Origin of the sequence: Occallatibacter riparius, assembly GCF_025264625.1 — a bacterium.
Lineage (GTDB): Bacteria > Acidobacteriota > Terriglobia > Terriglobales > Acidobacteriaceae > Telmatobacter > Telmatobacter riparius.
This window is the reverse complement of sequence record NZ_CP093313.1, coordinates 1,304,987-1,317,970: the sequence shown is the minus strand read 5'-3', so window position 1 is coordinate 1,317,970 and position 12,984 is coordinate 1,304,987. Positions and strand designations below refer to the sequence as shown.

Sequence of the window (12,984 nt, the reverse complement as noted above, 5' to 3'; positions counted from 1 at the left end):
GGGAAGCGGCAGGCCCGGGCCGAACGCAACACTGCCCGCCCGTTCACAGCGGAGCGGGCGGGCAGCGGGTTCTCAGGGGTGGTTACCGTACCTGCAGCTTCGGATCGCCGACGGTGATACCGGAGTTGCTCTCGGTAATCCTGACCGGATTCTGCAACTGGAAGGTCAGCACCGTCTCGGCCGGTAGCACAATCTGCTTGTTGCCAGTGAGTGCTCCGCCCGCGGTTCCGGCGCCCGCGCCGGCTAAGGCACCAATCGCCGCTCCTTTGCCGCCGCCGGCCAGCCCGCCGATCAGAGCGCCCAAGCCTGCTCCGCCGCCGATGAAGCCGGCAGTCCGCTTGCCTTTGCCTGCCTCAGCCTTGGAGATCGAAGCGGTCTCAACCGGGTAAGTGCCCCAGTTGGAATGCACCCGGTCGAGCTTGACGGCCAGAAGCGCTCCGCCCTTGAACTTGCCAAGAGGTTTCGCGTCCGTCACTGTCCCGTCGGCGCGTGAATCCTTGGCGATCACCACCGTCCCGTTGGCCATCACATCGTCGGCCACCGTGGCTGAAAAAGGATCTCCGGCATGGCTGGTTTGCGAGCTCAGATCCTGGTCCAGACGCACGCGGATGGAGGTGCCGGCAGGCAGCTCAACCACTTGCGGTGGCGGCGGAGGCGCTGGCTGGTGCGCTGTGCTGCCGCCCTGGCCGGGCTCGCCTGCTCGAGGTTCGCGTTGATGCGGTTTATGCGGCTTACCAGGTTCGTCGGGAGCAGCCGTCGTCGCCTGCTGGTCGGCGGGGGGCTGGTTGTCGGCTTGTTGATCGGTTTTCGAGTGGCAGCCGCCCAGGAAAAGCGCGGTCGATAAGAGCAAGGGAAGGCTTATACGGGTGACGTTCATACGCCAGCTCCTTCAAAGGGGAGTTTGAGGACCGACCTAAATTTTAGAGAGCCGCGCGGCGGCGGAACTCATCGGATTTTACAGTCGGCGATCACATCCGGTGCAATCGCCGCGGTTTGATTCTACGGTACTCAAGCTCCCGACGGCTCAATCGAATAGCTTCCTCAGGATGGTGCAGAATTCCTGCGGGGGATGTAAGTCTATGCAGCGCAGTCACCTGCAGGAGACTGCACAGCCAGGATCGCGCTATTCGTCCTTCAGCGCATCCACCGGATTCACCGACGCAACACGGGAGGCCGGCACGAAACTCGCCAAGGCCGATGCGGCAGCCAGAAGGAACGGCACGGCGGCGAAGCTGATCGGATCGAGAGGGCTCACACCGAACAAGAGAGCCTTCAACATCCGCGCGACGCCGGCCGCGGCTCCCAGGCCGATGACGACGCCGATCCCCGTGAGCGCCAAAGCGGAGCGCACAAACATCCAGCGAAGTTCGCTCTTGCGCGCTCCCAGAGCCATGCGGATTCCAATCTCGCGCGTGCGTTGTGATACGGCGTAGGAGATGACGCCATAGATGCCGATGAGGCTGAGCGCAAGAGCCATAGCGCCGGCGATGGCCAGCATCACGAGTGTGAATGAGGTCCGCGCCATGGAACGGCTGTAGAGATCGCCTTGCGTCTGCATCGACGCGACGGGGAGATTGCCATTTACCTGCCACACCGCCTGTTGAATCTCGCCGCGAAGACTGTCGGTTCCGGCGCGATCACTATGCAGGACAAAAGTCACGAACCGCTGAGTGTCAATCGCGTTGTTTGCCCACGGCACCTTCACCATGACAGGCCAGTACACGGTTGCAGGAGACTCTTCGTCCACGCCATTCTGATGCACGTCCTGGGCCACGCCAACGACCTCGATCCAGGCCTGAGTCGGCATGATCCTGAAACGCTTGCCAATGGCGGCTTGGGCCGAGCCCCAGGACTCTCGCGCCAGGTTCTCTGAGACAATCCCCACCGAACGTAGCCCGTAGATGTCGTCCCACGCGTAGTCGCGACCGGCGACCAGGCGGGTTCCCTGGGTATGGAAGTATCCTGGCGAGACGTAATTGAACAGGCGCATGGGGGCGCTTCCGGCACGATCGTCCTTGCCCTCGATGAAGATGTTGTTCCAGGCTGGGTCGATTTCATCCATAGGCACGTCCCGAACCAATCCGGCCGAGTCTACGCCGGGAATGGCGGCCAGCTTGTCGGCAATACTGTTCTCGAGACGCAAGGTCATCTGCGCGTCGGGAATGAGTTGCTGTGGAATCGCGATGCGTAGAGTTTGCACGTGATTCGCGTCGGCAAACCCAGGGTCGACATCGCGCAGCGCCGCCAGCGTACGGATCATCAGCACAGCGCTGATCAGCAGAACCATAGCCATGGCCACTTGCGCGATGACCAACACATTGCGCCCGCGTTGACGATCACGGCTGACGCTTGCGGTCCTCCCGGCGGAGGCGTGCGCCAGCGATGTATTCGGCCTCATCGACTTCATCGCTGCGATGGTCCCGAAGAGAAGTGCGGAAAACAGCGAGAGTCCCAGCGTGAATGCAATCGAACGTGCATCAAAAGATATTTCATGCACGCGCGGAAGCTTCGCGGGCCCAATGGCGGCCAGTAACCGCAAGCCGGCCATCGCGATCCCAATGCCGGCCACGCCGCCGATCAGAGCGAGCAGCACACACTCGGTCAATACTTCGCGGGCAATGCGTGTCCGCCCCGCGCCCAGCGCCGTGCGAATGGCCAGTTCCTGCTGCCGCCCCTCGGCTCGTACCAGTAACAGATTCGCCACGTTGGTGCAGGCAATCAGCATCACCACGCCAATCGTACCCATCACCACCCAGAGCACGCTGCCTATGTTGCCGATCACTTCCTGCTTCATCGGGCGGATGGCCCCTGAGATCTTCCACGTCTCGTAGAAGTGCCCACCGCCGCCGCTGTCTTCGTTGCTCCACGAATCCATCCAGATGTTGAGCATCCGAGCGATGTCCGCGTCCGCCTCGCCAACCGTCACACCGGGTTTCATGCGGCCAATGCCGTTGTAGCCGAAGCCTGCTAGAATCTGGTGCCGCGGATCGAAAGCGAACGGAATCAGCACGTCGAAGTCCTGGTTCATCACCTCAAACCCGCGCGGCATCACGCCGATGATCTCGCGCGTATGGGAGTCGACCTGGATACTTCGTCCGATCACGGAAGCATCACCGCCAAAGCGCCGCTGCCAGTAGCCGTAGCTCAGCATCGCGACTTCGTGAGTATGCGGGACCTGGTCCGCCGTCAGGATCCAGCGCCCTGCCGCTGGCGGGACATCGAACGCCTGCAGCACGCCGTCGCTGATGTACGTTGCTTTCACCTCTTCAGGCTTCGCGATGCCCGTGACATTTGCTGTGCCTGAGATCCATACGCCGATGGACTTAAATGTGCGGTTGTGTTCGGCGAAGGTCAGGTACATTGACGGAGAAAGACGGAGTCCTTCGGCGAAATTGGTAAGGCCGGCTGCTCCCGGAGCGTGCAGCCATACGGCAACCAGTTGCTCCGGCTGCGGATAGGGCAGCGGCTTCAGCAGAATGCTGTCGACGACGGTAAAGACCGCGGTGTTGGCCCCGATACCGATTGCCAGCGTGAGAAGAACGGTGATGCCGAATCCGGGTGATTTGCGCAGACGGCGCAACGCGAGTCTCAGGTCAGCAACAAACGATTCGAGCTTGGGCCACTGCCACACTTCGCGGCTCCGAGTCTGGACAAGGGTGGGATTCCCGAATGCACGAACCGCTGCGTGCCGTGCCTCAACCCGGGAAAGATTCTCGAGGCGCATGAGCTGCTCGGTTTTCTCTTCGATATGTTCACGTACTTCTTCGTCGAGTTCGTCGTAAAGGCTGCGACGGCGGAAGATTCGTTCCAGCCAGCTCATAAATGCGCCCCCTAGGAATTCGCGGTGCGCCGCGCAGGCCCGAGCACCATCTGAATGCCCTCCAGCATGCGGTCAAAGCTGGATATTTCGCGTTCGAGGTGATGCAGGCCGGCTTTGGTGATCTCGTACGTGCGCACCCGGCGGTTGGTCGAAGGTGAAACAGCCCACTCGGCCTTGACGAGCTTGGACTTCAGCAGCCGCTGCAAGGCTGGATATAAGGAGCCCTCTTCCACCTGAAGTAGATTCTTGGAGCGCTGTTGGATGTGCTGGACCAGCGCATAACCGTGCGCCGGTTGGCGCCGAAGTGACTCGAGGATCATCATCTCCAGTGCGCCCGGGAAGAGGTCGCGAGGTGTCTCTGTGCTTTTTCCCATAAGGCATTGCCCAAACATGCCTAGAGTAAAATAGTAAGAAGAGCGAGTCAAGCCGATTTCGCGCGGCTGCCGCCAAACTTCGGTTGCAAGATGTGGATGTGGCAGAGATCGAGGTGTGGGCAATCAGTCCGACGGCGCGGTGCGAGTTCTTTCCTCTAGAACTTCTGCCAGTTTCAACTGAGGCGCGCGGGACATAAACCATAAATAGTATTTCTGATGAGCCAATGGCGATCTTTGCTTCGCTGGGTGATGATTGAATCAAAGCACCATTAGTTGTTGCAGAAATTATTGCAATCCGGTTTTTTAGTTGCCGCAAAGAAAACTATGCAATCGAGCGGACCGGCTACCCTCTGATGGAACGGCCGCTGGAGTGAGCCCAAGCCACCGAGCCAATTAAGGGATAACCGCAACTTTTCAGGCACCTCTGCCTCATGCGCATGATTACCCTGGGCGCCATGAGCGAACTCCCCGAAGCAACAACCTGGATAGGAGACATTATGCGCAAGCTCCTGATCGCGACCGGCAGTGTCGTAGCCCTCTTCTTCATAGCGATGTTCTCCTTGCCGTTCTTTATCGACGTCAACCAGTACCGCGGCACGATCCAAACTCAATTGCAGACTAGGCTCTATCGACCGGTACAGCTCGGCCGCATGTCGCTCGGAGTCTTCCCGCTGCGCGTGCAGGTGCAGGCCGTCAATATAGGAGAGGATCCGCGGTATCGCAGCAAACTTCCGTTTGCGCAAGTGGGACAGATGGACGTCAGCGTGAAGCTTTTGCCGCTGCTCAGCAAGAACATCGAAATCAAGAGGCTCACCCTGAAACGTCCCACCATCGAACTGATCAAGGACGTCACCGGCGTATGGAACTTCAGCAGCATTGGACAGGCGACGCAAATCGCACCACAACAACAGGGCAGGAACTCAGCCCCGCCGTCCGCTCCGGCAAAAGCAGCGACAGGCGGAAGCGGCAGCTTCGCCCTGAACGAGCTCCGCATCGCAGACGGGCAAATCGCCATTACCGATCTGCAGAAGCGCCAGCCGCGCGCGGTATACGACCATATCGATCTGACTCTGAAGGACTACGCACCCAACCAGCCCTTCTCCATCGACTTGGCGGCGCACCTCCCTGGCAAGGGATCCGAACTCCTGGAGTTGAGCGGCAAAGGTGGCCCCGTCAATCAGGCTCAAATTCTGATGACCCCGTTCGACGGAAAGCTGGAGATGAAGGAAGTGTCGCTTTCGGGCGCGCAGAAGTTTCTCAACGCGGCAGCGCTCCGGGGCACCGACGCATCGCTCTCGGGTTCCGCCGATCTGACCAGCTCCGGAGGCAGGATGACCTCCAGGGGTTCGCTCAAAATCAAGGATGCGGTCATTCGCAACACTGAAGTGGGCTATCCCATCGCGGCGGACTTTGATCTTGGCGACGATCTCAACGGCGACGCCATCCAGATCAACAAGTGCGACGTTAAGCTGGGCTCAACCCCGCTCTCAGTGAAGGGAACACTGAATAGCCGCTCCACTCCTGCCATCGCAGACCTCAGCGTATCCACCAAAGACGCTTCCATTGAAGACGCCGCTCGCCTCGCGGCGGCCTTTGGCGTCGCCTTTAGCACCAGCACCACCATCGGCGGCAAACTCACGGCGAACATTCACGCGCAGGGCCCCACGGACCGCCTCATCATGACCGGTGCAGTGAACGGCCGCGACCTCGAAATCAAGGGGAAAGGGATTCCATCCGTCAGAGTGCCGTCACTCGATCTCACCATGACGCCTCAGGACATCCGCTCCGCTCCATTCACGGCCACGTCGGGCGCAACCTCGCTGGCCGCGCAAATGAGCATCGCGCAATACGCAACGACATCTCCCACTCTCGATGCGACGTTGAAGACCATCAACGGCAAGGTGGATGAGTTGCTGAACATCGCCAATGGATTCGGGGTGGGCGCGACGGAGGGCATGAGCGGCAGCGGAGCCATCACTCTCGACGTGCATGCCTCAGGTCCGCTCAAGAACACGAGCGCTCTCGTTTTCAACGGCACCGGCTCCATGCAGAATGCCTCGCTCAGGATGCCATCGCTGACACAGCCACTGAACGTACACAACGCCAGACTTCAGTTCACACAGAATTCAGTGAACCTTGCGAACCTGAGCGCCTCCCTCGGCTCGACCAATGCAACCGGCAGCGTCAGCATCGCCAACTTTGAGGCTCCCCGCCTCACTCTCGCGCTCGCGGCTGACAAGTTGGTTGTCGGCGAACTGCAGAAGATTATCGTTCCGGATAAGCCCGCGAAAAAGGCAGAACTGTCGTGGGACATTCTCCCGGTAGTCCACGCAGCTTCTGCCGGCCAGCCTGGCCTCTTCAAGACTGCGACCGGAACAGGCACCATCACCATTGGCAACCTGGTATATGACCGGACCAACCTCACGAACGTCCGCTCAAACATCAACCTCGATCACGGCGTAATCCAACTCAATCCCCTGACCGCCCAGGTGTTCGGCGGCCAGATCAACGGCAGCATCACGGCCGATATGCGCCAGGACATATCGAGTTTTGCGGTCAATGCAAAGCTCACTGGAGCTGACGTCAACCAATTGTTGACTTCTGTGGCCAACACGAAAGACAGCGTCGCCGGAACGCTGAATGCAACCTTGAACCAGACTCTATCGTTGCCCCCTTCAGGAGACGTGACGCAAACCCTCAACGGGCCGTTCGCCTTTACCGTGAGCAACGGAAAACTCACTAAGCTCGATCTCCTCAATGAGCTAGGCAAAATTGCCAAGTTTGGTGAGTCCGCGAAGGGGTACACGGCGTTTTCGAACATGTCGGGAACATTCGACATCCGAAACGGCGTCGCCACAACTCACGACCTCAAGGCCGCGCTCGACGTCGGCAGCATGGCTGGCAGCGGCACCATTAACCTGGTGAACCAGGCTCTCTCTCTCCGCCTTACGACAGTGCTCAACAAGTCCTTCAGTCAGTCCGTAGGTGGCACCGGCATAGGTGGTTACATGAATACGGCGCTCGCGAACAAGAACGGGGAACTCGTGCTGCCCGTGATGATCGGCGGCAACATGGGCCGGCCCGTGGTGACTCCAGACCTGCAGACCATCGCGCAAATGAAACTCGACAACCTCATTCCGTCAGTTGGAGGACTCCTCGGCGGTAAAGGTGGCACCGGAGCTTCCGGAATTCTGGGCACTTTGATGGGCGGAGCTCAGCCTCAGCAGCAAACGCAACAGGCCAAGAAGCCCGCCCCCAATCAACAACAGCAGCAGGTACAGGATCTACTTGGAAACCTGTTGGGCGGCAAGACTCAGAAGAAAACGCCGCCGCCGCCCAAGTAGACAATTCTTAGCGCGGTGTTCCAGAAATAGGCACAAAGAAATCCCGTTCGCACCTCTCAGTGCGAACGGGATGAGGAAGGTCGATCAGGGAACTTTAGAAGTAGATCTTTCCGCCGAACTGGAACACCCGCGGATCGAACGCCGAAGTCACCTGGCCAAAGTTGCTGGCCCCCAGAGCGTTGCTGACCGCGTCGAACTCGGTATGGTTCCAGACGTTGAAGCTCTCCGCGCGGAACTCGAGGCGCCTGTTTCCGTCTTCGCTGAAGGGGAAGCTCTTGAAAACCGAGAGATTCCAGTTGTCTCGCCCTGGACCGCGCAGAGAGTTGAAACCTGCGTTGCCCCACTGCCCTAGTGCGGGCAGGGCGAATGCCTTCGTATCAAACCACTCGCCGACCTTGTGGGGATACGAGACATTCGCTACCTTGTCAGGCCGGTTGGTTGCGTTCGGCAGTCCGTTGCTGCTCTGACCGCCCGTGAGTTGAGGGTTGATCGGGAGACCGGATGTCATGGTAACGATTCCCGAGATCTCCCAGTTGCCGAGCATGGTTTTCAGGAGCCGGTTTGGACTCCGCTGCAGAAACGGCAAATCGTAGATGAAGTTCACAGCGCCATTGTGTGTCCGGTCGTATCCGCCCGGCCCGCTGTCATACTTCCATCCAAGATAGGGGTTGGACACATTCGCCAGGTCGGCGCCACCACCGCCGCCGAGCGTAGGATCGACGGTGCTCGATAGCGTGTAGTAGGCCCGCATGGTCAGCCCGTGGAACTGTGAGTTCAAGTCAACCTGGAACGAGTTGTAATGCGAGTTGGCTTCATTCATTGACAAGTTGATGGATTGGAATCCGGGGTACGGCAGACCCGGTGCAGTGGTGTACTGAGCTCCATTGATGAGCTGCGGAAGGTAGCTCTGATCAGGGAGATTGATCTGGTGGTAATCGTTCTGGAAGCGGTTCTGGTTGCCGACGTAGGCGGCTGAAAGAACAGTCCGCGCGTTCAACTGGCGCTGTACTCCCACGCTGTACTGGAAGCTGACAGGCTGCTTGTACCGGTCGATCGCCATGCCCGCGATAGCGGCGGGATTGATTGGTTTTGCCGCCGCATTCCCCGTGGAAAGTAGGATGTTGGGGTCTTCCATCATGACGCTGTTATTCGTCACGTTGAGGCTGTACGGAATGTTGGGCCCGGCGTTGTACATGTCGTTGCCTTGGATGCGCTCGTACATCATCCCGAATCCGCCGCGAATTACGGTCTTGCTATTCCCCATCACGTCGTATGCAAATCCTAGACGAGGCCCGAACGTAGCCCAGTGATTGTTGACGAGCCCCTTGGGCACGCCATTATGTTCCGGGATTCCAATGCCATTGAGATAGAGCGGAACGCCCCCCAGAATCGGATTCGGGCTGGAGCCCAGGCCCGGGCTGTTTGGACTAATCGTTCCGTCCGGCAAAAGGATGGCCGCCTTCGAGTGGTCATAGAGCTCGGGATAGAAGTTCCCCATGCGGTTGTTTGCTTCGTAAGTGTGGGGAATGCCATCCCAGCGCAAGCCAAGATTGAGCGTCAGATTCTTGTTCATGCGCCAGTCGTCCTGGAAGTAGGCGGCCCATGAAACGTTGTTCCAGAGGCCGTGATCCTGAACGGCAAGCTCGTTGTAGGTTTTCGCTGCGCCCAAAAGATAGTCGGCAAAGTCGCTTCCCGTGAAGGTGCCGTCGAAGTTGAAGTTGCCCTGTGTCTGGCCGAACAGATCCTGCACCTTCTTGTAGAGAGCCCAGCTTGCGCCCATCTTCAACTGGTGCGGGCCTTTCGACCAAGAGAGATCGTCACGAACCTGATAATCGTCCGCGACATTGTGCCATGGCCAGCTTGAAATCTCGAAGTGAGACCCAAGCGCGCCGTTCAGGTCGATGTTGGGAATGCGATTCATGTTGTTGGGACCTGTGAAGAGCCGCGAGTGTGACGAGTCGTAATCCTCGGGCAGCGAAAGGCTCTTCAGCCCCGATCCTGCATAGGGAGTGATGTTGATCCGATTGCCGTTATAGTTGAATGCGACCTCATTCAGCAGGTTCGAGTTGATGGTGTTTGTCGCCCGCACCACTGCGCTATATGAGGGATTGCTGAAGGTGTCGCCGACTGTCGGCACATTCGCTCCGCTCCACTGGCTGACGCCGAACCCTTGCGAAACCTGTTCTGCGATGAAGTGCCCAAAGATCGACCACTTGCTCGAGAAGTTGTGATCGATCCGAACTACTTCTTCTGTCAGATTCGTTGGCGAGTCATTGCCTCCGATGAAGGTGGGCTTGCCGTCTGCACCAACTGTGTTCGCGGCGGGGAAGATACCCGTATTCAGCAGTGACGTGGCATTCGGGGAGATCATGCAGGCTGGAATCGTGTTGTTTGGGAACGGCTGCCCCGGCACAACACCTGCAGGTAGAACGCCGCCAGGGCAATTCCGCGCAAGCACCCAGGGTGCTATTGCAGAGGCACGGGGAACGTTGATGGTCTGTGCGCCGAAGTTGCCGCCATAGGTTGCCTTATCGGGCACGGGTTGATTCGTCAGTCCTCCTTGAATCAGTCGCCGCCATTCCTGGTTGTAGAAGAAGAAGGTGCGCTTGCGGTCAGGGTTGTAGAACTTGCCCAGGGTGACCGGACCGCCGGCATTGAAGCCGAATACGTTGAGGCGCAGCTTCGCCACCTTCTGCGGCGCCGGGTTGAAATAGTTGCGAGCATCGAAGGCGTCGTTGCGGTTGAACTCCCATGCCGAGACGTGGAACGTTCTGGTTCCGGACTTCAGCACCATCGACATCGTTCCGGCCGATGAGAGCCCATAGTCCGCACTATAGTTCGAGGTCAGCGTTCGAAACTCAGCAATGGCATCGCTCGATGGAGCGATACTCATGCCGCCCGCGCCGCCGCGATCATCATCTTCACCGCCGTCGAGCAGGTAGATGTTGTGGTTCTGGCGAAGGCCGTTGAATTCCACGCTCGCGTCTCCGCCTACCGGCGTGTTGACCTCGCCGGCGCTCATGCCGCCCGCGCCAATCTGACTTGATGCGCCAGGCACCAGCGCGGCAAGTTGATACATGCTGCGCCCGCTTACGGAGAGCTGCGAGATCTGCTGCCCGGTGATCACGCTGCTCTGCTCGCCCGAGTCGGTCTGGACGCGTACCGCATCGGCTTCCACGGTAACCGTTTCTTGAACCTCTCCAACTTGCATCTGAAAGTCGATGCGAACGCGATCGCCCACCTGCAATGCGACATTCTGCCGTTCGACAGTTTTGAAGCTCGCTGCCTCGGCTTTCACACGGTAGTGGCCTATATTCAGCTCCGGCGCGACATACTGACCGTCGCCGTTAGTCTGAATAACCTTGGCGGCTCCCGACTCGAGATTGGTAACGGTGATGTTGACATTAGCCAGCGCATTCCCGCTCGGATCTGTCACAGTGCCCAGCACGGTAGCTTGCTGCCCGGCTGCACACAGTGAGAACCCGAACATCGGGCCCAGCAGGAGGAGTATGAATCTCAGCAGGACCCGATTTCGTGAGGAAGCACGAAATCCAACCCCATGCATCACGGCCAAAAGTGAATTCCTGATACCGCTCATTCTTTTCGCTCCAATATCGGATTACGACCACGGCAATGCGCTGTAGTCGTGAGTCTCAGAGTGCCGCCTATACCGATGCCGTGCCATAGCCGCTTGCGCTGGTTCGGTCATGACCACTGCTTCGTTTCACGTTGCGAAATGAAGAAGCAACATCATCCTGGGTTAGCTGCTCACATTTGGGATCGGCTACCGTCGCGCGAAGGATAAGCAGAGTCGTCGCAATTGTGATTCAACGCTGGATTGTTGATAGGACGAGAGATCGATGAAGGCTCTCAGGGACAGAAGGGATCGCTTGCGCGAAGTCCGCACATCGCGCGCCAGAGATAATGTTTCACCCTCAACCGAGGATCAACGAGCGCAATCGCTTGACGGCGCTGCGGATGTGCTCCGCTGGAACGCTGCCGAAGCCCAGCACGAATCCCTGGCGGGGATTCTTCCCGGTGTAATAGCGCGAGAGAGGCCAAAGCATCAGTCTCTCGGTCGTGCCGCGCGCTGAGATTTCGATGTCGTTGAAACCCTCGGGCAATGTGACTGCGACTTGCATTCCTGCCGACGATCCATGCACTTTGAAGAAGTCCCCGAACTCCGCCTGAAGCGATTCGAGCAACGCACTCCGCCGCTCGCCGTAGATGCGTCTCATCTTTCTTATGTATCTGCCCAGGTGGCCGAGTTCCATAAAATCTGCGAGAACCTCCTGGTACAGATAGGGCGGAAAGATATCCGTGGCATAACGTATCGCTTCGAATAGCCCCACCAGGTCGCGAGGAATGACGATGTAGCCGATGCGTAGCGAGGGAAACAGGATTTTGCTGAATGTGCCAATGTAGATCACTCGCGCATTGACATCGAGCCCCTGGAGCGAAGCGATCGGGCTTGAATCAAAACGAAATTCGCTATCGTAGTCGTCCTCGACGACCCATGCTCCTTCACGCTCCGCCCAATTCAGCAGGTGCAAACGGCGCGTAGCGCTCATGGTTGAGCCGAGCGGGAACTGATGCGATGGCGTAACAAACGCAGCTTTTACGCCGCTGTATTTCGGAGCCTTCGCAATATCCATTCCCTGCTCATCAACCGGAACCAGCTTCAATTGACAACCTGCACCCGCGAGCACCGTTCTCTGCAAATGGTATCCGGGCTCTTCAACCAGCACCGTGTCTCCGGGATTGAAGAGCACGCGCGCAGTGATGTCGAGCGCCTGCTGCGAGCCCGACACAATCATGATTTGTTCGGGATCACACCTCACCGACCGCGCAGTGCGCAGGTATCGGCAAATGGCCTGGCGGAATCGCAGCGAACCCATCGGGTCCACTCGCTGTAATGATGTCTGCCAGGGATTATTGCTGTGACGATTGACCAGCCCCGACCAGATCTTGAAGGGAAACTGATCGCATGCGGGCTGGTGAAGCCCGAAGGCCCCCCATCCGCGAAGATGTGAATTTCGCGGAAACGCCGGATACACACTGTTGCGCCTTGCAACGGGCCTGCTACCCGAAGCCCCACTCTCAGGACTCTCCGCATGATGATTAGAAACCGCTATCTGCTCTGGCAATGTCGATGAAATAAACGTTCCTGAGCCGGTCTGGCTCTCGAAGTATCCTTCCGCCACGAGCTGTGCATACGCGTGCAGAACCGGAAAGCGCGAAATCGCGACGTCCGCAGCCAACTCTCTGCTGGAAGGAATCTTTTGACCGGGAGCCAGATCTCCGCGCAGGATTGCCTGTCTGTATCCGTCGTACACCTGGCGATGGAGCGGCTTTGCTTCGTCCCGATCAATTGTGAATACAGGGCTGAGAGGGGATCCGATGTGGCTCATCAGTCATACGACTTCGGAGGCCCCATTTTGGTGAT

At 58.6% G+C, this 12,984-nt stretch carries 6 protein-coding genes; 1 reads left to right on the top strand and 5 read right to left on the bottom strand.

Annotated features, from left to right (window positions below):
* Nucleotides 1-82: 82 nt before the first annotated feature.
* The 3 genes from MOP44_RS05170 to MOP44_RS05160 form a co-directional block, all read right to left on the bottom strand.
* The gene (locus MOP44_RS05170) at nt 83-877 is read right to left on the bottom strand and encodes a hypothetical protein (protein WP_260794843.1); all 795 of its coding nucleotides are present in this window, start codon (nt 875-877) and stop codon (nt 83-85) included.
* 246 nt (nt 878-1,123) lie between these two features.
* Complete coding sequence (locus tag MOP44_RS05165) at nt 1,124-3,820, bottom strand: ABC transporter permease (RefSeq protein ID WP_260794842.1); 2,697 nt, start codon at nt 3,818-3,820, stop codon at nt 1,124-1,126.
* An 11-nt stretch (nt 3,821-3,831) separates the two neighbouring features.
* Nucleotides 3,832-4,194, bottom strand: a complete 363-nt coding sequence (locus tag MOP44_RS05160) for a PadR family transcriptional regulator (RefSeq protein ID WP_260794841.1) — start codon at nt 4,192-4,194, stop codon at nt 3,832-3,834.
* A gap of 431 nt (nt 4,195-4,625) precedes the next feature.
* On the opposite strand from MOP44_RS05160, the gene MOP44_RS05155 reads away from it, so the two are divergent.
* Nucleotides 4,626-7,538 carry an AsmA family protein gene (locus MOP44_RS05155; protein ID WP_260794840.1) on the top strand — a complete coding sequence of 971 codons (2,913 nt, stop codon included), beginning with the start codon at nt 4,626-4,628 and terminating at the stop codon, nt 7,536-7,538.
* 94 nt (nt 7,539-7,632) lie between these two features.
* Here the strand turns inward: MOP44_RS05155 and MOP44_RS05150 are convergent, their stop codons facing one another.
* Entirely contained in the window at nt 7,633-11,028 is a 3,396-nt protein-coding gene (locus MOP44_RS05150) for a TonB-dependent receptor (protein WP_260794839.1), read from the bottom strand.
* A 445-nt stretch (nt 11,029-11,473) separates the two neighbouring features.
* Nucleotides 11,474-12,949, bottom strand: coding sequence for a MocR-like pyridoxine biosynthesis transcription factor PdxR (pdxR, locus tag MOP44_RS05145; protein WP_449290008.1), 1,476 nt, complete (start codon nt 12,947-12,949; stop codon nt 11,474-11,476).
* Between the last annotated feature and the right edge of the window lie 35 nt (nt 12,950-12,984).